This is a genomic window from Streptomyces anandii JCM 4720 (assembly GCF_014650655.1).
Lineage (GTDB): Bacteria > Actinomycetota > Actinomycetes > Streptomycetales > Streptomycetaceae > Streptomyces > Streptomyces anandii.
Window position 1 is genome coordinate 1,422 of record NZ_BMVJ01000031.1, and the last position, 21,126, is coordinate 22,547.

At 68.4% G+C, this 21,126-nt stretch carries 16 protein-coding genes and 6 pseudogenes; 13 read left to right on the plus strand and 9 right to left on the minus strand.

The window, feature by feature from the left end; all coding sequences use genetic code 11:
• Positions 1-169, plus strand: a pseudogene (locus tag IE249_RS39215) (IS5 family transposase); the annotation flags it as partial.
• Positions 170-190: 21 nt separating this feature from the next.
• Here IE249_RS39215 and IE249_RS32635 read toward each other — a convergent pair.
• Complete coding sequence (locus IE249_RS32635) at positions 191-2,602, minus strand: Orn/Lys/Arg family decarboxylase (protein ID WP_189710685.1); 2,412 nt, start codon at positions 2,600-2,602, stop codon at positions 191-193.
• A gap of 159 nt (positions 2,603-2,761) precedes the next feature.
• Positions 2,762-3,130, minus strand: coding sequence for a hypothetical protein (locus tag IE249_RS32640; protein ID WP_229859782.1), 369 nt, complete (start codon positions 3,128-3,130; stop codon positions 2,762-2,764).
• A gap of 442 nt (positions 3,131-3,572) precedes the next feature.
• Here IE249_RS32640 and IE249_RS40200 point away from each other — a divergent pair.
• From IE249_RS40200 to IE249_RS32650, 4 genes and pseudogenes are all read left to right on the plus strand, one after another.
• Positions 3,573-3,931 (plus strand): annotated as a pseudogene (locus IE249_RS40200) (transposase).
• Positions 3,932-4,068: 137 nt separating this feature from the next.
• Positions 4,069-4,311: a hypothetical protein gene (locus IE249_RS40205; protein ID WP_373304518.1), complete on the plus strand. Its 243-nt coding sequence runs from the start codon at positions 4,069-4,071 to the stop codon at positions 4,309-4,311.
• 123 nt (positions 4,312-4,434) lie between these two features.
• Positions 4,435-4,731, plus strand: a complete 297-nt coding sequence (locus IE249_RS40210; RefSeq protein WP_373304520.1) for a hypothetical protein — start codon at positions 4,435-4,437, stop codon at positions 4,729-4,731.
• A 165-nt stretch (positions 4,732-4,896) separates the two neighbouring features.
• Entirely contained in the window at positions 4,897-5,442 is a 546-nt protein-coding gene (locus IE249_RS32650) for a hypothetical protein (protein ID WP_229859759.1), read from the plus strand.
• A gap of 20 nt (positions 5,443-5,462) precedes the next feature.
• Here the strand turns inward: IE249_RS32650 and IE249_RS40330 are convergent.
• The 3 genes and pseudogenes from IE249_RS40330 to IE249_RS32670 form a co-directional block, all read right to left on the minus strand.
• Positions 5,463-6,285, minus strand: a pseudogene (locus tag IE249_RS40330) (IS630 family transposase); the annotation flags it as partial.
• 75 nt (positions 6,286-6,360) lie between these two features.
• Entirely contained in the window at positions 6,361-7,620 is a 1,260-nt protein-coding gene (locus tag IE249_RS32665) for a hypothetical protein (protein WP_189710689.1), read from the minus strand.
• 491 nt (positions 7,621-8,111) lie between these two features.
• Complete coding sequence (locus IE249_RS32670) at positions 8,112-8,822, minus strand: peptidylprolyl isomerase (RefSeq protein WP_229859762.1); 711 nt, start codon at positions 8,820-8,822, stop codon at positions 8,112-8,114.
• 907 nt (positions 8,823-9,729) lie between these two features.
• Here IE249_RS32670 and IE249_RS32675 point away from each other — a divergent pair.
• The 3 genes from IE249_RS32675 (at position 9,730) to IE249_RS32685 (ending at position 12,052) form a co-directional block, all read left to right on the plus strand.
• Positions 9,730-10,761: a hypothetical protein gene (locus tag IE249_RS32675; protein ID WP_189710693.1), complete on the plus strand. Its 1,032-nt coding sequence runs from the start codon at positions 9,730-9,732 to the stop codon at positions 10,759-10,761.
• A 131-nt stretch (positions 10,762-10,892) separates the two neighbouring features.
• Positions 10,893-11,249, plus strand: a complete 357-nt coding sequence (locus tag IE249_RS32680; RefSeq protein WP_229859765.1) for a helix-turn-helix domain-containing protein — start codon at positions 10,893-10,895, stop codon at positions 11,247-11,249.
• Between the two features lie 233 nt (positions 11,250-11,482).
• On the plus strand, positions 11,483-12,052 hold the full coding sequence (locus tag IE249_RS32685; protein ID WP_189710695.1) for a hypothetical protein: 570 nt from the start codon (positions 11,483-11,485) through the stop codon (positions 12,050-12,052).
• Between the two features lie 95 nt (positions 12,053-12,147).
• On the opposite strand, the gene IE249_RS32690 is transcribed toward IE249_RS32685, so the two are convergent.
• Positions 12,148-12,717 (minus strand): DUF4232 domain-containing protein, encoded by a 570-nt coding sequence (locus IE249_RS32690; protein ID WP_189710697.1) that lies wholly within the window; start codon positions 12,715-12,717, stop codon positions 12,148-12,150.
• Positions 12,718-13,083: 366 nt separating this feature from the next.
• Here IE249_RS32690 and IE249_RS32695 point away from each other — a divergent pair.
• A pseudogene (locus IE249_RS32695) lies at positions 13,084-13,374 on the plus strand (transposase); the annotation flags it as partial.
• Positions 13,375-13,659: 285 nt separating this feature from the next.
• Here the strand turns inward: IE249_RS32695 and IE249_RS32700 are convergent.
• The 3 genes and pseudogenes from IE249_RS32700 to IE249_RS32715 all read right to left on the minus strand — a co-directional run bounded on the left by IE249_RS32700 (position 13,660) and on the right by IE249_RS32715 (position 18,375).
• Positions 13,660-15,081 carry an arylsulfotransferase family protein gene (locus IE249_RS32700; protein ID WP_189710699.1) on the minus strand — a complete coding sequence of 474 codons (1,422 nt, stop codon included), beginning with the start codon at positions 15,079-15,081 and terminating at the stop codon, positions 13,660-13,662.
• 500 nt (positions 15,082-15,581) lie between these two features.
• A pseudogene (locus IE249_RS32705) lies at positions 15,582-16,703 on the minus strand (IS3 family transposase); the annotation flags it as partial.
• Between the two features lie 1,030 nt (positions 16,704-17,733).
• A complete protein-coding gene (locus tag IE249_RS32715; protein ID WP_189710703.1) occupies positions 17,734-18,375 on the minus strand; it encodes a TetR/AcrR family transcriptional regulator in 642 nt (213 codons plus the stop codon).
• A 100-nt stretch (positions 18,376-18,475) separates the two neighbouring features.
• Between IE249_RS32715 and IE249_RS32720 the strand changes: the two genes are divergently transcribed.
• The 4 genes and pseudogenes from IE249_RS32720 to IE249_RS39225 form a co-directional block, all read left to right on the plus strand.
• Complete coding sequence (locus IE249_RS32720) at positions 18,476-19,468, plus strand: substrate-binding domain-containing protein (RefSeq protein ID WP_229859767.1); 993 nt, start codon at positions 18,476-18,478, stop codon at positions 19,466-19,468.
• Positions 19,469-19,543: 75 nt separating this feature from the next.
• The gene (locus IE249_RS32725; RefSeq protein WP_189710774.1) at positions 19,544-20,182 is read left to right on the plus strand and encodes an HAD family hydrolase; all 639 of its coding nucleotides are present in this window, start codon (positions 19,544-19,546) and stop codon (positions 20,180-20,182) included.
• Between the two features lie 41 nt (positions 20,183-20,223).
• Positions 20,224-20,631, plus strand: a pseudogene (locus IE249_RS32730) (transposase family protein); the annotation flags it as partial.
• 293 nt (positions 20,632-20,924) lie between these two features.
• The coding region (locus IE249_RS39225) for a hypothetical protein (protein ID WP_229859771.1) at positions 20,925-21,126 on the plus strand (202 nt) is incomplete at its 3' end.

The following is a 21,126-nucleotide window of genomic DNA, read 5'->3' on the forward strand; positions in this document are numbered from 1 at the left end:
AGGCGGTCGGCCGCCGAAGTTCGACAAGACCGACTACCGCGAGCGCCATGCCGTGGAGTGCGCAATCAATCGTCTCAAACGCCACCGGGCTGTCGCCACGACGTACGACAAGCTCGCCGTCCGCTACGGGACGACAGTGCTGGTCGCAGTTCTCAACGAGTGGCTGTGACCAGCACTTTCCCAACAGACCCTAACCGACACGCCCGGGCGAGTGCCCCGGCATCTGCTCCGCGCCCCGGATCAGGCACTCGATCAGGTAGTCGCCCGTGTCCTCGTCGATGGTCACGCCGTGGGTCTCGCTGCGGAAGCCGGGAAAGCGGCGGTCGAAGGACTCCAGGGCGGTGAGATAGCGCAGCAGCGGGCCGTCGGGTGCGCCGATGGACTCGCCCGGCATCAGGACCGGGATGCCAGGGGGAGTGACCGTCACCATGGCGGCCGCCACCCGGCCCGCCGCCTCCGAGATCCGGACCCGCTCGGTGTCACCCCGCACCAGCCGCTGGTAACAGTGCTGAGGTGGCGCCACGGGCTGCGGGAGCTGCTGGAAGGCCGTGTCCAGAAGCTCCACCAGGCGCACCGAGCGCAGTTGCTCGTGCATCTCCTGGCCCAGCCCGCGCAGGGTCAGGCCCGCGTACCGGCGAGGATGCGCGGCGACGGCCTCCGGCAGGACCCGCTCCAGTGGGGCGTCGGCGTCGTAGAGGGCCTTGAAATCCGTCAGGGCGTCCAGCAGGGTGCCCCACTTACCCTTGGTGATGCCCATGGAGAACAGAATCAGCGTGGTGTAACTGTCGGTCTTCTCCACCACAATCTTGCGGGTGGCCAGATAGGCGGTGAGCACCCGGGCCGGGATGCCCTCCTCGGCCATCTCGCCGGTGGCGCTGATCCCCGGACAGGTCAGCGTGACCTTGACGGGGTCCAACATGCAGTGGCCCTCGGTCAGTCCGGGGAAACCGTGCCAGTCGGCGCCGGGCTCCAGCAGCCAGCAGAACTGCTCGGTGCGCAGGAGCTCCGGCGGGGCTTCCTCGAACGGCAGCCGGTCGCCGGTCGCCGGGTCGGTGACCGTGTCCGGCTGCCACACCCCGAAGAACCACGGCGGCCGGTCCCCGGCGCTCTCGATCCGCCGTCGCAGGCGCACCATCTCCTGACGGAAGCGGATCGCCTCGGTCACCGCCTCGTCGATCAGCCACTCGCCCTGCGGGCCGTCCATCATCGCCGTCGCCACGTCGAGCGAGGCGATCATCGGGTAGAGGGGCGAGGTGGTGCCGTGCATCATCAGCGCCTCGTTGAACCGGTCATGCTCCACCGGTGCCCGCGGTGCGGGTCGCATGTGCACCATCGCGCTCTGCGACAGCGCCGCCAGCAGCTTGTGCGTGGACTGGGTGGCGAACACGGTCGGGCGGTCCGGGCCGGGGAAGGCATCCTCGTCCACCGACATGCCGTAACGGCCGGCGTAGAGCGGGTGGAAACGGGCGTACGCGAACCACGCCTCGTCGAAATGCACCCGGGGCGTACTGGAGGCGAACGCGCGAGCGGTGACTACGGCGTCGTAACACAGGCCGTCGTAAGTGGAGTTGGTGAACACCGCGTACTGCGGGTGCGGGGACACCGCGCCCTCGGTGAGCGGATGCGCGGCGATCCGGGCCGCCACCGCGTCCGCGGCGATCTCGGCCGGGGGCAGCGGTCCCGCCAGGCCGTAGCCGTTACGGGTGGGGACCAGGTAGACCGGCCGGGCACCCGAGACGACCAGGCCGTGCAGCACGGACTTGTGGCAGTTGCGGTCCACCAGCGCGATCTCGTCGCGGGTGACGCTGAAATGGCCTACCAGGCGATTGCACGTGGAGTCTCCGTGCAGCACGAAGTAGGTGAGGTCGGAGCCGAACACACGGGCCGCGTTGCGCTCCGCCTCGCCGATCGGGCCGGTGTGCTCGAACAGCGAGCCCAGTTCCTCGACCGAGATCGACAGGTCGCTGCGCAGCAGCCGCTCTCCGAAGTAGTCGTGGAAGGCGCGTCCCGCCGGCGACTTGAGGAAGGCCACACCGCCGGAGTGGGCCGGGGTGTGCCAGGAGTATTCGTGGGCGTCGTCGAAGCGGCGCAGTGCCCGGAAGAACGGCGGCAGCACGGATTCCCGGTAGGCGCGGGCCGCGGTGGTGATGCGGCCCGCGATGAAGCCCGGGGTGTCCTCCAGCGGCCAGACGTAGCCCACGACCGACTCGGACACCCACAGCGGCAGGTCCCCCAGGTCCTCGCCGGCCATCACCAAGAAGACCGGCAGGTCCCGGAACCGGCGGCCGATCCGGCGCAGCACAGCGCCGCCGCCCGGGGTCCCGTCGAGGGTGCTGCCCGGCCGGGCGAGTGTGCCTCCCGGCGCGGCGAGCGCGGCGCCGGGCCCGTCACCGGCGGCCCTGGGAAGGTCCCAGGCCACCAGCGCCGCCGCCAGACCAGCCTCGGTGCGCAGTACCGCGTCCGCGTCCTCCGCCGTTACCGCCCACCGGACTTCGAAGCCGCCCGCCTCGATCGCGTCCCGGATCTTCCGTAACTGCTGGGGCCCGGCGCCCTCGCCCCGAGGGTGTTCCGGTACCGCGACCAGGATCCTGCTGTCGGCCATGCGCTCTCCCGCCCTCCACGGCGGCGCCCCGGCCGCCACGGCCAGTGTCCTGGCGGCGCACTGGGCAGAACGGCGGCCAGGACGGCAAACCGCCGCTATGGCGGAAACCGCCGTCCCGACGTTGACTTTCGCAACACCCTTTACGAGCTCGTGATCTGGCTAAGCATCGAGGTAGTGGTAATCCCCATCCGGGAGGCCGATCACCAGGCCGCCGTTGTGGACCCTCCACTCACTCATGCCGTCGACGTCGTGGCTGACCAGAAACAGCCCCCGGGGCCTTTCGTCGTACTCGTCATCCTGGCAGGAGGCCGGGATCTGGGCGATCTGACGCAACCTCTCCTCGAACCAGCCGAGGGACACCGCACGGATATCGCCCCCGTAGAAGGCCCACCTGACGTCGTTGTACTGCCGAGCAGGGAAGGCCCAACCCCCACTGTAGGTACGCTCGGGATCGTCGGCCTCCACGATCTCCTTGATCTGGGCCAACTGTTCCTCGTCGCACTCCAGCCAGCCCCTGACCGAGACCATCACTCCCACGGCGGTTGCTCCTCGTTCGTGGCGCGCGCTGCCCTGCCACGCGGTTCCTGTGCGTCTGCACGCTAGGGTGACCCGTTCAGTCACGCAAAGGGATTGACGGTGGATCAAGCGTCTCGGGCGAGCGCGCGCCGTCCTCATCCGCGGCCCTCGCGATTTTGCGCTGGGCTCGGGTGAGTACAAGAACGGCCAACGCTTGATCATCAGGGGTTGTGTGGGATCCTGAAGATCGTGCGATGGCCGCGGGCCACAGCATGGACGGGGCCCGCTGGCAGGCGATGTCCGCCCAGGCCATGGCCCGCATCGCCGGCCGGTTTCGCCGAGTGGAACCGCAGGCGACGGCACGGGCGTTCATCCTCGGACTGCTGTCCGGCGTCGAACGCAAGAACTGCTGGCAGCTGGCCGAAGAGGCTGGCCATGCCCCCCCCCCGGCGCGATGCAGAGGCTGCTGCGAAGCGCACGCTGGGACGCCGACGGGGTGCGCGACGAGGTCCGCTCCTACGTGCTGGACCACCTCGGCGGGGACCGCGTGTTGATCGTGGACGAGACCAGGATCCTGAAGAAGGGCCTGCGTTCGGCCGGCGCGCAACGGCAGTACACCGGCACTGCCGGTCGGATCGAAAATGCCCAGGTCGGGTGTTCCTCGCCTACGCGTCCTCGCGAGGCCAGGCCCTGTTTGACCGTCGGCTCTACCTCCCCGAACACACCTGGTGCCAGGATCCCGATCGCCGCTCTGGCTCCGGGATTCCCGAGGAGATCGAGTTCGCCACCAAGCCCCGCTGGCCTGGCAGATGATCGAAGCGGCCCTGGACGCCGGGTACTCCTCCAACTGGGTGACCGGCGACGAGGTCTGCGCCCAGGACCCACAGCTTCGGTCCGCCCTTGAGGCACGCGGAATCGGCTAGGTCCTGGCAGTCGCCTGCACCACCAAGGTGCGGATCAACAAGAACCGCACGGTGGTCCAGGCCGCCACCGTGGCCGCCTCACTGCCCCGGGACACCTGGCACCGGCAGAGCGTCGGCGCCGGAGCGAAAGGCCCGCGCTACTACGACTGGGCGTGGGTGCAGACCGGAGCCGACAAGAACCGGTTCCTGCTGATCCGCCGCACCCCCGCAACCGGCGAACTTGCCTTCTGCCGTGCTGGTCACCGGGCGAGGTGGCCCTGGCCGCGCTGATTTGCGTCGCCGGGACCAGGTGGTGCATCGAAGAGTGCGTCCCAGCCGCAAAAGGGCCAGGTCGGCCTGGACCACTACCAGGTCCGCCACCGGACCTCCCGGCACTGCCACATCACCCTTGCCATGCTCGCGCTGGCCTTCCTCACCACCGTTGCCGCCAGCGCGAAGCCAGACTGGAGCACCGAGCCGAACCGCCCAGTCCGCAGCTGTGACCCGATCGACCTGACCATCCCGGAGATCCGCCACCTCATCGGCACGCTCTTCAGACCACCGGTTACACCGCCGCGCCACGTTTTAGCCTGGTCAATCTGGCGCAGGCTCCACCAGGCGCAGGCCGGACGCGCCCACTACCGACGACGGCTCACCAGCCACTTGGACACCTACATCGCGAAGTCACACTGGAGCACTGGAGATCTTTAAGGGTGCGGGTTACGTCGGTTGGATGTGCCTTGGCGCTTGAGCGAGTGGACGCGTCAGCCCGCGATGGGAGCGCCACGTCCCGACGGCGTGGGGTGGGGGTGGGCCTTGGCGTCGATTGGCGCCTCTGGGGCTGTTATGTCAGTGGCGCCGGTTATGTTGCTGGGCATGACAAGTTGGATCGACTGCGGCGTCATGGCGTGGGTGGAAGAAGAGCGGTACCGGGAAGACGAAACGGTCCTGGTCTACTTCAAGGGGACCAGCCTGGCCGCCATGGCTGAAGGCCTGTCCGCCCAGCAACGGCCGCCGTTCGCCTACGGCAACGACACGGTACCCGGCGACTGGGGCGTGATCGTGCACCACATGTTCAACCGCGACGACTACGACGAGATCGACTACCGCGAGCTGTGCCCCCAGGGCGCTGAGCTGATGGTGTTCGTTCCCAAACCGTGCGTTGCCAAGGCCCACGGGCCCAAGGCATACCACTACAAGGACGGCCAGATATCGTCCTGCATCGACTACGAGAATCCCGAGTACGTCGGAGAATACTGGCCCAGCAAGATGGCCTCCCTCATCACGGCGGCCGGACTGGACCATCAGAACGAGACCTACGAGGAGCAGCTAACCCAGTTGATCTGTGACCACCTGGGGCTGCCCGCACTGGATCGCGACACCATCACGGTGGACCGCGACCTGGTGGCCTCCTACTTCTAGGAGATCTTTGACGGCCGAAGTTACGGCACTTGGAGGCCGAGCCCGGTCTTGGTGATGAGGCCCTCGATCAGGCGGGGGCGGTACGGCATCCGTTTGAGCCGGGTCTTCACCAACGCGGTGAGCTGGTCGAGGCTGTGTTTGGTGAGGTCGGCCAGAGATCTCTTCAGGTGCGACCACACGCCCTCGATGGGGTTGAGCTCGGGAGCATAGGGCGGCAGCTGATAGACGGTCAGCCATAATCGGGCGGCGATCAGCTCGTGCATAGTGCGGCTGATGTGCGTGTTCAAGTTGTCCCACACCAAAACGATGGGACTGCCGAGTTGCTGGTGCGCGGCATCCAGCAGGCGGGCGTAGTCGGTCTCGGTGAAGCCCTTGCGACGGCCCTTGGCGGGACCGCGGTCGAGGTGGACGCGGTAAATCAGCCGCGGCCGGTGGCCGGCCTTGATACAGATCAGCGCGGCCATCGAGACGCGCTTGGTGCCCTGGGCGGTGACCCGCACGACGGTGTGCGGCCCCGGCGGCCCCAAGTGCGGCCCTTGGGCGGCCTCAAGCCCTGGCCGGCCTCGTCCTCGAAGCAGACCCAGGCGCCCAAGTCCGCCGCCCACTTTTTATGACGGGCCACTGCTCGTCCTTCCAAGCGGCGATCTTCGCCTCGTCCCGCTCTGTGGCCCTTCGGGAGGGCACCTGCACACTCCAGCCGATCCGGTGCAGCAGCAGGTCCAGCCCGGCCAGGGTGTACTCGACACCGAACCGGCGGCGCACGATCTCGACGATCCTGGACAACGTCCAGCACTGGTCGGACCCGCCCGAAGCTGCCGGGCCGGCATCCAACAGGGCTTCCAAAGACGCTGCCGGCCCGGCAGCGTGACCGGCCACGGAGCCCGTTCCGGACCGGCTGGCCGGGGTCCGGTCGGCAGGCTACAGCTGCGGCTGTGGCATCCGTTGCCAGCTAAAGGGGCCGTACGTGGTGTCGGTGACGGGGTAGTTGGCGTTGGGGTCAGCGGTCAGCTTGAGCCATTCCAGGGGTGTGGTGCTGCCGTGTACGACGATGCGGTGGAAGTTGGGGACGTTGTAGTACGGGTGCTCGTTCCACGCGTTGTTGCCCGGGTCATGAGCGCATACGCCGGAGCCGGTGGCCGGGTCCGTCTCGCCGGTGCACGTCGCCGTGGGCGACAGGGGGTTGTCCGAGCGGTACAGGTGCGAGTCACCGTTGAGCATGAGTACCGGACGGTCGAACTCGGTGGTTTTCGCCGCCACTTCGCTGATGATCGGTTCGTAGTTCGTCAGGTGGTCCTTGGTCTTGCCGTCGAGGTCCCACATGTCGGCCTGCGTCGAGATCACCACGGCCTTGGCGTGCTCGGCCCGGGCGTCGGCGAAGGCAGCGTCGAGCCAGCGGACGTCGGCCGCGGTCCGGTCGTTCCGTTCGCCGGTCTGCGCCTGGGTCGCGGTCGGTACCTTGTACCAGGGGTCGGTGTCATTGTTCGAGCCGCCCGGCACGTTGATGGTCACGAAGACGATGTCGTTCTGTGCCCATCTCACGTTCTCGGCGTACTGGGCGTCGCCCGGGTGGTTCGGGTCGTAGGCGGCGGCCTGGGACACCACGTTCAGTGTGCCGCTGCCGAGGGTGTGGCCAGGCTGCCCGAAGAAGTCCTGTCGGACCTTCGCGAGGTTGTCGAGCGGGCTGCCGCAGCGGTAGCTGACGCAGTCCGCGGTGCTGGTGGACAGACCGCTTGTGCCGATGTAGTTGATCGCGCCGGAGGCCGGATCGTAGAAGCCGCCGCCCTGGCCGGGCGATGTGAGGCTCGACGCCTTGTGGCAGTCGGCCCACTCGTTGTCGCCCGGCGTGTAGACGAGCGGTTTGGTGAAGGTCTGCCACGCGGTCGCGATCGAGGCGTCGTAGTCCTCGGTGCAGAACTCCTTGCCCGAGTGGATGTCGCCTACCTGGATGACGTCACTGACCGTGGGATCGCTGTTGATGGTGCCGATGAACGCCGGGGTCTTCTGGAACTGCGAGGTGTCGGCGCTCTGGCCCGCGGGCGCGTACGCCGACTTGCCGTACGGCGAGTCTCCGAACACGGCGAGCGTCAGGGGGCTGCCGGCCGCCGATGCGGTGGCGGCCGGCAGTACGGAAGAGGCAAGGCCGACGGCGACGAGCGTGATGAGCCCGCGCTTGAGCATGCGTCCCAACGTGTGTCCTCTCTCAGGTCCGGTTGAGGGGGGCGCTCCAGTGGACTGGATCGGAGCGAGCGCGCGATGGCATCAACGGCCACCTGGAGATGACGAGCAGGCAAAATTCGGGCGGTACACCCAGGCCGGTTTGCCCCCGGCGTGATCAGGGGGTCGTCTGGCCGTGGCCGTCGCCCACTGGCCCCTGGCTGGGACTGCGTCGTCTCACGGCGCCGCGCAGGAGCCCCGTCGGGAACGTGCGCCAACGGTCTTCGCCGTTCGACGACGCTCCTATAACGAGGGACAGCGGGTCCCGTCCTGACCAGGTTTCCGGGAGCGGTCCCTGATGAGGTCGACGGTGTTGCGGACGTGCATGGCGATGAAACCGTCGTCCGTCACCTTCTACGACAGCATCGGCGACGTCACGGACTCGGCAACGGCTGCTTCACATCACCGTGAGACCAGGCACATGGCTGGACCCACGGTGACCGCACCACAGTTCATCAGGGTCGGCAGGACGGCCGGACGCTGAGCAACTCGGTCCTCAGAACGGGCGTGCCATCGACAGGCGCCGGGTCCTGCGTAGTAGGCGCGATTCCGCTGGCAGCGATCTTGTCGAGCGTCTTCAGGCCGGCGGCACCGACCGTGCCGAACACCGTGTAGTTCGGTCGCAGCGCGGAGTCGCCGTAGACGACGAAGAACTGCGAACCGTTCGTGTTCGGCCCTGCGTTGGCCATCGCCAGCAAACCGCGCCCGTAAAGGCGACGGACGCCGGTCGGATCGCTCGGTGCCGGCGGCAGGTCCACCGGCAGCTCGTCCTTGTACGCGTACCCCGGCCCACCCTCGCCAGTGCCGGTCGGGTCGCCACACTGCAGGACCTTGAGTGTCGGATACGCCGTCAGCCGATGGCACACCGTACGGTCGTAGAACCGGTGCCGCGCCAGGTGCACGAAGCTCTGGACCGTGCACGGCGCCTTAGCCCGGTCCAGTCGCAGCGGGAGCGGGCCCTGGCTGGTCGGAACAGCCATATCGACCGTGCCGTGACTGGGGGTGTGCCGCGGGTCGGGCGGCAGGGGAACCGGCCGCGCCGCCGGCTCGTTCGGTGTCTGGGTGTACTGGCAAGGACCGTGGGTGGTTCGCGGCGGGGCACCGGTAGCGGAGGCGGTGGTGCTGCCCCCGGACACGGCCAACGCTGCTGCCGCCAATGCGGTCATGAGAGCTCGGTTCACCCTGCACACCCTCCAAAAGGTCGTCAGATTTCGGAGCGGTCGCAGTCTAAAGCGCGGCCCGGCGGGCTAGTACCCGTCGGCCAGCCACATCCGCCCCCAGCCTTCGGCCCGGCCGCAGGCCACTTCGTTCGGATGCGGCATAGCGTCGGCTGGCCGGTCAGGGCGTCCACCCGGTGCACGACGGATGCTCCCTGAACCCGGTCGAGCGGCCTCCAAAGTCCATCGCCAGTCGGCCAGCGTTCCGGCAGACCGAGGACGGTGTGGACGGAGCGAATCGCGGGCTGGCGCTCGACCTGAACACGTGGAGTTGGATCCCGGCCAGCGGTCCATGCTCGGCCGCGTGCTGGGAGAGAGTGCGGCCGGGCACGTAGGCGGTGGCCAGCCACGGGGTCTCTGCCTCTGGATCGGCCTCCAGCAGCGGCACCGGGCACGGGCCCGAAACCCGGCACCTGCACTTCGCGACGGAACCGGGCCCGGCACTGCTCATCCGCCGCCTGCGCGGCGTGCACGACCTTCCCCGCCACCCGCTCGCCCCGTTCCCCCAGCGCGGCGTACATCGTGCCCATCCTGCCAGCGCCCGGAACCCCGACCACCCGGAAGCGGCCGATGCTGACCGGATCCGAGGCACGACGAGCAGGCGATCAGCGTCACGAACAACAACCCCGCCAAAAGGCGGAATGTGTGCGCGATGTCAACCCTAGCGAGAATTACTGACACCGCAGGCCAGTTGGCGTCAGCTGAGATATGCCCGTGTTGTGGCTCGCCAACAGGCCGACCAGGAGGGCCTGGCGTGCCTCCGCAAGGCATGCCTGCGGTCCCAGTCCCCTCCCTTCCCCGGCTGCGCAGGCCCAGACCAGCATCAGCCACGCTGGACGTTTCTAAGATCACGTACATGTCGAGGACCACACCGCCGCGCCCGCTCGATGTCGAGGCGCTCTTCCCGGAGCTGGCGAACTACCGGGGCACCACCACCCGACTCCACCCGCGCCCGGGCCGACCTGAGGTGACGGCCAGTTCCGTGGGTGGTCCACTGCTGTGGCCGGCGACCGAACCCTGGCCGGTGTGCACCGAGCCACACAGCCATGCGCGTGGCCGAAGCCCGGCGGACATCCACCGGCAGCGGAAGATCCGGGCTGCTGCATGGCTCCGTGAACCGAACCCCGGCCCCACGGATGAGGAGCGGCAGCTGCTGGAGGAACTGGGCAAGGAACACCGCGTGCAAGAGGCTGCTGCGACCGATCCACTACCGCTGATCGGTCTTGCGCAGCTGTACCGGAGGGACGTTCCCGACTTGCCGGCCGGGCCGGACGACTGTGATCTGCTCCAGGTCTTCTGGTGTCCCTTTGACGCGCACGGCCCGAGCGGCCACGGCATGCTGCTCGACCTGCGCTGGCGCCGGTCGTGGGAGGTGACCGACGTGCAGACTTCACCGCCACAGCCGCAGGTCGTCGGCTACGAAGGGTACGTGCCCGAGCCGTGCGTGCTGCATCCCGAGCAGGTGACCACCTACCCCTTCGCGGGCCTGCTCCCGGAGGACCTGTGCGCCCGGATCGATGCCTGGGAAGAGGCCATGGAAGAGGAGGCCGAGCAGGCGGCGGACGAAAGTACCGCCCCGACGGCGGGTTACCAGTACGACCTGTCCATTCCACCAGGCTGGCGCGTCGGCGGATTCGCCTCCTGGCACACCACTGACCCCTCCCCCATGAACTGCGCGACCTGTGCGATCCCGATGCACCTACTGCTGACCATCGACAGCACGGAATGGGACGGCGGCAGCGGCAGCTGGAAGCCACTGGAAGACCAGGACCTGCCCACGTACCAGTCCGCCAGGCCGACCCAGCTCACCGTGGGCCGCTGGGGCGAACTCAACATCTTCGCCTGCCCCGAAGCGCCCCGCCACCCACACCGCTGGAGCATCCAATAGTCACTCAGTCATGTGTCGACCCCTCGCTAGTGAGCCGGTCTTGTGGTCTCGCTTCGCCACGTGAGCGGATTTCTGTTTCAGATCATGGCTCTACTGGTGACAGCACTGCTGTTCTTCGGTGTGCTGGCGGTATGGGGGACAACAGGCTGGAAACGCTGGCGTTATCCGAAGCCGAGCAGTTGACGTTGCAGGGCTGGGCGAGACTCCGGACGACTGCTCAGGGCCTGGCGAAACGAGCGCGGATCGTTCTGACGTGCGCGCGGGGCCTGAGCAACACCGCGGTGGCCGCGCGGCTGGACACCGACCTCGGGACCGTTGCCCGGTGGCGGACGAGATTCCTCCTCGACGGGCTGTCCGACGAGCCGGGCCCCGGGGTACCACGCACCATCACCGACGCCCAGGTGGAGGAGGTGGTGGTGCGCACTTTGGAAGAGGTCCCCGAGGGCCACCGCACAACCCGCGGCGCCGAAGCGCTGTCGAAGGGATGACGCGCAGGGTCCACGTCGTCCCAGGTCAGGTAGCTGGAAGCCAGGGCGACAATCACCGCGCAAGCCTGCCACGTCCACCCGACTGCGCATCAAGCGCATTCCCGCAGGTGGCTTCCGTCCACGAATCCGGTTCGCCGTCCACCGCCCCAAGCCCTCCTGAAACTCCGCCCTCTCGAGGGGAGCCGTTCGTCAGCAGCAGGTGGCAGGTGCGGCCTCGGGGGACGAATGTGGCGGTGTCGGAGCCGCTGCCATCGAAGTACGCCGGCGCGCCCATCTTCTCCCCCCTGCTGCGCCGCATCCGTGCCACCGCAGGACCGGGAAAGATCAACGCAACCGACCCATGGAGCTCTATGGGCGGCTTCCGGCTGGAGGCCACCGACGGCCCGCCCCGTCCCGATCCGGTCCGCCTTCTCGGCGACGGACCGACCGGGCTGGGCTGGGAAGTCGATCACAAGACGTGCGCCTGTCTGTGCGATCACATCCGCGGCGGCTGCAACATCGACTTCCGCGACCCGGCCACGGGCTACTTCGTGTACTACTCGAACGGGATGTGGGCCGCACCAACTACGAGCGGCACCGCAGCTTCTTGGCCGACGCCAACCGGGACGCCTTCACCCGCTGACGGCGCACCGGCACTCGATGGGGGCGTCGCACCCGTCGGCGGGGCTGATGGGCTGTACCAGGGCGTTGTCCCGTGCCGCTGGATCTTGACCGTTCGTCATCGGATTTTGATGGACGTGAGTTTGTGTCATCGGAGTTTGATCACCGCCGGTCAGCGACTCAGCGCATCGAAGGTGCGCTGAGTCGCTGACCGGCACTTATGTGCAGTTCCTCGTAACCGCGTAGGTCAGAGCCCTGCGATCGTCATGCAGGCTGCTCAATTTGCGGGGACGGGGGGTCAGGAAGGCTTGACCGCCGAGACCGGGGTGACGGTCACCTTGTTGTCGCACTCGGCCCACACCCCGTCGTTCAGGGCGACCTGGTGCTTCCCGGAGTGCGGCAGCCCGATGACCATCGTCGGATACGTCACCGGGGCCTTGCCCGACACGCAGTAGCCGTCGGCCTCCCCCTGGACCTGGACGAAGGTCAGCTTCACCCACGCCTTGCCGTGCGGCCGGACCGTCACGGTGGCCGCCCTGCCGATGGGGGTGACCTTGAGCGGGGTGTTGTGGGCAGGAGAGCCGTTGGCGGCGCCCGCGACCGTCGGATGGCCCTTCAAGACGCACGTCTTCCGGGAGACGTTGGTGAACTGCACGACCGCCGCCCCGGTCCCGGTCCCGACGGGCCGGTGGACGGCCTGCCAGGCGCTGACCTGGAGGGCGGAGGCCGGGCAGGCGGGCGGCGGGGCGGAGGTGGTGGTGCTCGCCGCCATGGCGGTGCCGGGCACGATGCCGGCCACCGCCGCCGCGACGGCCGTGACCGCCGTCGTGGCCAGAGCCGCCCTGCGAATGCCGTTGCTGTGACGCATGCTGTCGGTCCCCCTGAGTCGTCTCGTCCGCGGGTCTCGGTCGTCGGTCGTCGCCCCGCGGTACGCGTGGTCGTGGTACGTGAGTGCAGACAGGGCGGGAGAGCGGCAGGGTTCCGTGCGGCGACTACCTGTGACGGAACGGTGACGACAGACTGCACCCGTGCAGATGAATGCCAGGGCAGACGCGGTGCGGAAGGCCAAGGCGTCGCGGCGGCAGGCCCCGAGCAGCTCCAGGTACTCCTCTACCGGCCAGGTGGCCAGTGTGCCGGAGCGCGAGAGGTACAGGGCGACGGTGTCGACGCGGTACCGGTCGTCGGTGTCGAGCAGCAGGTAGCCGGACAACTGCCACGCTTCGGCCTGACGGAGCGTGCGCGTGTGTTGCACCCCGAGATCAAGATCGTGCGGGCCGACACCTCATACGCCGGAAAACTCGTCGACTGGGCGAAAACAGCACCTCAACCCCACGATCAAGCCCATCAGCCGGCCCAAGAACGCCTCGGCTTCGTCGTACTGTCCCGCCGCTGGGTCGTCGAACGCAGCCCGGCCTGGATGATGCATGCCCGCCGCCATGCCCGGGGCTATGAGCGTCTCCTCCAGCACTCCGAGGCACTGATCACCTGGGCAGCCCTCACCCTGATGACCAGGCGACTCGCCCGGAAAGCTTGCCGGACGCCTTCCACATCGGCGGTCCTGGACCGGGAAGTGGGCGCCGAACGTGTCCGCCGGGGCCACCATTGCCATGGCCGCTCCGCCGCCGACTGGAGGGATCCAGCTCACCGGCAGCTCAGAGAGTGATCGATGCGTCGGCCCCGCTCCCCTGCCGCCACCCCCTCAACGGCGCGACCGCCTGGCACCCCACCCGTGCTGGATCGTGAGCGGCCCGCTTCGGCAACCGACGGGAAGCGGCTGTCGGCGCGGGCCGTCGCATCGCGCCGTCGGTCGTCAGCCGGAGCGAGTCACGACGGGGGACCTCCCGATCACCTCCCCCTTCGCGTTCAGCGCCCTCACCTGGAAGTACGGTCCCGGGTTGTCCGTCGTGACGGCCGTCTCGAAGCCGGTCCGGCCCGCGTGGTTGACGACCACCGACAGGGAACGGGCGTCCGGCCCGGCGAGCACCTGCCACGCCCTGGTCTGGGTCGAACCGTTCCAGGAGGCGTAGACGACGCTCCGCCCGCCGCTGCCGTCACGCACCGCCGCACTGGGCGGATACCACGGCCGGCCGACCCACTCGTGGCGGAACGCCCGGTACGAGACGTCGGAGCCCGGCATCATGGCGTCGTAGAGCAGGTTCTTCGAGCCGTCGCCCTCGGTGTTCCCCGCGCCCCGGTACTCCGAGTAGTAGGACTCCTGCCCCCAGCCGACGAACTCGTCGCCGTTGCTGAGCGCCTGGGTGTCTCCCTGGGACGCCGCGTACAGGCCCGGTGCGTGGTAGTAGGTCCGCACCGCGGTCGCGCGGTGGTGGGGGAAGTCGAGGTTGAGGATCAGACCGTGGGACTGCTGTTCGGGGGTGCCGCCCGGCTGGTTGCAGCAGCCGTCGTCGAACATGCTGATGCGGTTTCCCGGCCGGAACCGGGCGTGGTGCTGCCAGTAGAAGTCCGCGTTCGGGCCGAAGCTGAAGTCGCTTCTCTTGCCGCCGAGCTGCCAGCGGATGTCGCCCGTGTGCCGGGCGACGTCGTACACCGCCCAGAGATTCCGGGCCGAGATCAGCAGTTGGCCGTCGGGGCCCTCGTCGATCGAGTTCACGTGGTAGGCGTCCCACACCCCGCCGGACGAGGACGCCGAGGAGGCCGACACCTCGGAGTCCGCCGGGTTCACGTGGTCCAGGATGTCCCAGGAGAAGACGAGTTTCCCGGTCGCGAGATCGACCTCCTGGATCTCACTGTCCTCGATGGCTCCGTTCTTCGGGCCCCCGTACGGGGTGAGGTCCATCGGGACCGGCTTGGACGCGATGAACAACGCGGTCCCCCGGCGCGTCAGGAGGAACTCGTGGAAGTCCGGGTAGAAGCCGTGCCGGGCGAAGACCGTCCTGAGCAGGCGGTAGTGGTTGTCGTAGATGTAGTAGCAGCCTCCCGGCTCGGGGGCGCCGCCGGGCAGGTTGGTGTAGTACGGGGGAATCGCGATGGTTCCCTGCCAGAACGTCAGCACCGGCTGCGCGTGGCCGGTCCGGGGGTTGTGGTACGTCTGCACCCGGAAGTCGCCGTTCTCGAGGTTCGCGACGGGAAGCGGGCGGAACCAGACCGGATCGCCGGAGTCCTCGAGCATCAGCGCCCCGGTCTGGCCGACCGGCTGGGTGAGGTTGTACGGGGCGACGAAGACGTCCCCCGGGGCCGTGCCCGGCCGGCGCGTGGTCACGGTGACCCGCATGGGATGCAGATTCGGCGCGGACACGAAGCTCCACACGCCGCTGCCGGAGGTGATCGGTGGCGGTACGCTCGTCGCCGGCGGGGCGGGCTGGGTCGCGCACTGAGCACCGTCCCACCCCCTCGGGTCCGACGCCGCAGACGTGCCGGCCCCGAGCGAACCGAGCGCCCCAGCCGTCACCATCACCGTCGCGGCCGCCATCCAGCGGCGCCAGACACCCGTAGCTGCAGGCACGTCCCTCCTCCTTCTGCTGCTCACCCGCGTGGAATCGGAGCGATGACCCCACCGGCCTGGCCGTTCCGTCCGGAAGCGGCGGGGAAGCCATCGCCCCCTACGAGGTTGTAGTGGCCTGCGTCATTCGCCTCGGAGCCCCTCACCCCGGGTGACCGGTATGGCCCACAGGTGGCACCCGAACAGACCCGGCCACGGGGAACAACAGAAGGGCCGGTATGGGTGCGAGGTTGATCCCCGGCGTGGACACCGGGATTCATGCGACGAATGGGCGTACGTGACGTGATCAGTTGCTGTTCCTGATCGGCTGGCGCGAGGTAGCCGAGGGCGGAGTGGCGGCGGCACCTGTTTAGTACGACAGCCAGCTGAACAGTTCCCGCCGCGTCCGCGCCTTGAGGTCCAGCGCCTTCCGTGCGGCAACTCGCGCTTGAGGCCCTGGAAGAACGATTCAGCGAGGGCGTTGTCGTAGCTTGAGCCGACGCGGCCCATGCTGCGGCGGATGCCGTGCCGACGGCAGACCTCGGCGAAGGCGGCCGATCCGTATTGCGCGCCCCTGTCCGTGTGAAAGACGACGCCGTGGACGTGACCGCCGCGGGCAACCACGGCCATCTCGATCGCGTCGGTGACCAGCGAGGTGCGCATGTGGTCCGTGATCGACCAGCCGACCCCGCGCCGCGAGCAGATGTCGATGACCGTGGCGAGATACAGCCAGGTCGAGCCGACGGCGACGTACGTCATGTCGCCGCACCACTTGGTGTTGAGCATCTCCGCCGTGAAGTCACGCATCACCAGGTCCGGCACAGGCGGGGCCGTCTTGTCCTGAATGGTCGTGCGCCTTTGCGCCGCAGATGACGGCCGACGATACGGTTGATCCTCGTCAGCCGGCTCACGCGCTTGCGATTGATCCCTCTCCCGCGGGAGCGGAGTTCGGCATGGACGCGCGGGGCGCCATAGGCGCCCGGGTGGTCGGCATGGATCTGCCGGATCTCCGACACCGTCCCCTCTTCCTCGACGGCTCGTTCGGCGCGGGCGTCTGCAGTGGCCCGGTGCTGGTAGCAGCCGGAGCGGGAGACGCCGAGGACCCGGCAGTCCGCTTCACGCCGAACGCTCCGCTGGGGTTCTCGGGGCGAGATCACCGGACGGACGCGGGTCCGAAGCGGGCGTATTCCCTTTGCCTCGCGCCCTGACCGCCACGTAGGGTCACCGCGTCCCAGGAGGTGAGGTCGTGACCACGTACGGCACGATTCTGATTCCCGTGCCGCTCGAACAGGCGGCCCCCGCCCTGCGCGAGGTCTGCGCGGCTGGCTATGCGACTCCCGCCGGGCCGAGATTCTGCCTCGTCCATCCGGACCGGTCCGTCGCCGACAACGGTGTCTTCGCGCTCGCCGGGCCGATCAGCGCCGAACTGGGCGCGCCCGTCCTGGCTGCCTTCCAGTACGACGGCGACCGACTGGAGTTGGAGGTCTGGCGGGACGGAGCGCGCGCCCACCGCTACGACTCCTGGCCGGTCCGGGACGATGAGAGCGCGGACGACGCGCCCATGGGCGCAGACCCCGCTGCGTTCTGGGACTTCGCCGCCGGGCCCGTGGACAGGCACCGCTTGGCCTCCGCGCTCGCGGACACCCCGATCGACGCGCGAGACATGGACGTCGACGGCGAACCGGGCTACGTCTGGGCTCAGTCCCTTCACTGGGACGTGTTGGGCGCGCTCAGCCACCCGGACCAGGTGATCGGCCGCGCGCAGTGGGACTACTTCCACATGCGCGGCGCGCCGCAGGCGCTCGCGGAGGTGCTCGACGGCATGGAACTCGTCGTCCTGGGTCCGACCGATCGCCCGTTCTGAAGCACCACCACCCGCGCACGGCGAGAGTTCTCACGAGGTGGCACGGCACAGACGGTGTCAGCTGGTCAGGTCCAGGGGCCGGACGGATTCGGAGGACGGGAGTCGGACGGAGATCCGCCGCCGGCTGACCCGGGCGGAGGAGGTGACGCGCGGCGCAGCCACCGCCGAAGGACGCCTCCGGGTTGGTCGTTCTGCCGGCGTCGGGTCGTCGAACGCTCACACGCCTGGGTCATGCACACCCGCTGGCACCCACGCGACGACGAACGGCTCATCCAGTACTCGGAATCGCTGATCACCTGGGCCGCCCTCGCCTCATGACCAGGCGAATCACCCGGCGATCCTCCCGCAGGAGCAATCAGCCAGCCTCCCGGGAAGCCCAACGATACTGATCATTCTCAAGGTAATGGTGCTGACCTTGGCCCGCACGGCCCGAACCGTACCCGGTCTGGGCGCCACCCTCGCATCTCCGTCCGTGGCCTGTCAGCGGAACACCACCGCGGAGTGGGCCATCATGGCGCCGGCGGATACCGGGGCGCCGCATCCGCATGTGCAGCGGATGTGGAACCTGAGCTGGGGAACGCTCACCGCGCAGTGTGGTCCGGGCGCTCGGCTCCGTCGAGCAGCCCCCGGACGGCGTCGTTGAATCCCGCCGTGTCGGTCAAGCCGAAGGCGACGCGCTGGAGCAGGAATCCGTGCAGCAGACCGATCAATACCCGTGCGCCGCTCTCCGGCTCCACGGTTGGGACAGCGCCCGCCGCCTGTCCGCGGCGCAGGGCGTCGGCGATGCTGCGACGGACCCTTTCGAAGCCTTCCAAGGCGCGGGTGTGCAGGCCGTCGTTGCGCAGCAGTTCAGACCAGGTCTGCACGACGCACTGCAGCAGTTCCTCGACCGGCACCACCTGCCCTGCGGTGTCCGTGGCGTTCTCGGCACTCAGTGCCTGAAGGGAGGCGGCGACCAGGTCGCCCAGGGAAGGGGCATCAGCGGCCACGGCCACCCGCTCCATCGGCTCGAAGATCAGCCGGAAGGCGTCCGCGGCGATGGTCAGGATGATCTCCTCCTTGCTCGCGAAGTAGCGGTAGGGGGCACCCGCGGAAACTCCGGCTGCGGCGGCAATATCCGGCATCGACGTCTGGTGGAAGCCGCCCCGCGCGAAGCAGCGGCGCGCCGCCGCCACGATCTCCGCACGTCTGGCCTCCCGACGCTCGGGCGTGATGCGCGGCATGGGCCGCCTCCCTCAAAGTGAATGATTGTTCATCTTGACATGCCACCATATCGGGCTCATCGTGAAAAGTGAAAGGTCATTCACGGAGGCGGGGATCTTGATGAGCAGCGAGCTGACCATCGGCACCTACCGGTACGAGCACACCGAGGCGCTCTTCGACGGCCGCGTGAAGATCGACGGTGTGGACGCGACCCTTGAGACGGAGCCCCTGGTCTCGGACCTCTTCCGGCACATGCTCGAAGGCCGCTACGGCATAGCGGAACTCGGCCTGACCTACTTCCTGCGTACCTTCGACCTGGAGGACGCGCCATTCATGGCGCTGCCGATCTTCCCGAACCGCAACTTCCGGCACTCGGCCATCTTCGTGAACACCGAGGCGGGGATCGAGAAACCGCAGGACCTCGCCGGCCGGACACTCGGTGAGTTCGCACTCTTCGGACACGACGCCGGGGTCTGGCCCAAGGGCATCCTGTCGGACGAGTACGGCGTGACCGTCGACCAGTGCCACTGGGTCATCGGCGGCACCGACCACCCCATCCCCGCGTTCGACTGGCTCCCGCAGCCGGTGCCGGACGGCGTGCACGTGCGGCACGCCGACGACGGCCGGACCCTGGGCGCCATGCTCGAGTCCGGGGAGGTCGACGCGCTCATCTCGGTCGACGTGCCCCAGGCCATGCTGCGGGGATCGACGAAGATCGCCCGGCTCTTCCCCGACTATGAGAACGTCGAGCGCGACTACTACCGGCGCACCGGGATCTTCCCCCCGATGCACATCGTCGCCGTACGCAAGGACCTGGTGCACCGTTGCGAGGATCTGCGCTCGGTCTACCGCGCCTTCGTCAAGGCCAAGGACCTGGCCGAACGCACATACCTCGAGGACGCCGCTAAGCAGCACATGAGCCTGGTGACCCCCTGGTTCAGCAGCCTGTTCGAACACAACCGCAGCCTGCTCGGTGAGGACTGGTGGCCCTACGGGCTGCGCGCGAACCGCAAGGCGGTCGACACCTTCCTGCGCTACCACCACGAGCAAGGCCTCTCCAAGCGCCTGCTGACCAGCCGCGACATCTTCATCCCCGAGTTCATCGACACTTAAGGGCTGTCCCCCAAGGGCCTGCGCGCTGCCTGGCATGATCGACGCGTGACCAGCGAACCTGGGCGGCAAGGCCGCATGAAGTACGTACTGTTCGACGTCGACGGCACGCTGATCGACGCGGTGAGCAACCAGCGTCGAGTCTGGGGAACCTGGGCGGAGCGGTACGGGCTGGACGCAGACGAGGTCTACCAGGTGGCTCTACGGACGCGGCCGATGGAGACGTTCACCCAGGTCGCTGCGGACCACGATCCGCGTGAGTGCCTGGCCACGCTGCACGAGCTGGAAGACGAAGACGTCCGCTCCGGCGTCTATGCGGCTTTCGACGGCGCGTCGGAGCTGTTGCACGGCCTGCCACTGAAGTCCTGGGCGCTGGTGACCTCGAACTACGAACACCGGGTGCGCGGCCGTTTCCTGCGAACGGGTTTGCCGGTGCCGGGCGTGATCGTGGACGCGGCTGCGGTCGAGGAGGGCAAGCCCTCTCCCGTTCCCTATCTGCGAGCAGCTGAGCAGCTTGGCGCCAGTCCGGGAGACTGCCTGGTCATCGAGGACGCCCCGTCCGGAGTGCGGTCCGGGCTACGGGCCGGGATGACGGTGTGGGGTGTGAACGCCACCGTCGCGGTGGAGGGCGTGCATCGCCACTTCGTCAGTCTTCGTGAGGCAGTTCCCCACATCCTGGCCTTCGCGTCCGGATCTGACGCGAGCGCCGCAGTCTGAGCCCGCCCACCGGTACCGGGCAGCACTGGGATGACCGTGCGGTGACCGGTGTGATCACGGCGTCGGAGCCTTCCTGGATAGCCCCGTTCAGGGGACTGAGCCCGCGACAGTTCGGCAAGCTGATCACGGCGCTGCGGCGTGAAGGCGCGGACCCGGTTCGCAAGGGCCGGCCGTGGAGCCTGCCGCTGGAGGACCGGGTCCTGCTGGTCGCCGCCTACTGGCGCACCAACCTCACGCTGCGTCACCTGGCGTCATTGTTCGGGGTGTCGAAGTCGGCGGCGGACCGCATCATCGACCATCTCGGACCGTCACTCGCACTCCGACAGCGCAAGCGGTTCGGCAGGGACGCCGTGCTGGTCGTGGACGGAACCCTGGTGCCCACTCACGATCACACCATCGCGGAGCAGTCGAAAAACTACCGGTTCTCCACCGACCAGCAGGTGGTCATCGCTCTCACCCGCGCTGCCGGGCCGGACTGACGACCTGACCGCTGCCCACACCCAGCTGAAGAACCTCACTTGATCAATTGCGTGAGGCCTGTCCGGTCGAGATCGCGGTCGAGTTCGGCGTGGTCTCGCGGGTTGAGGCTGGGGTCGTGGTCACAAAGGGCCAGGTCGGCTCAACGGTGCCCGAATGTGTCGTATTTCAACCGCCTGGCCCGGAATCACATGTTCAGGTCCGAAGTGTGTCTTCACCTCCTAGCCTTGGTTCATCTCTGGACGGACGAGGTGGGGGGGCCGCCATGGCCGATGTGGATGGACGCCGACAGGATGCGGGCGCCGGGGAGCCGGAGGGGGATTGTGACCGGGCCCGGGGGCAGGAGTACGAACCCGGACCGGACTCCGAGCCGGGCCTCACCGCCGGCCAGGACCCCGCGCCCGTACCGGCTCCCACGCCGCTCGGCGGCTGCGGCGACTCCCTCCCGATGCTGTCGATCACCCGCC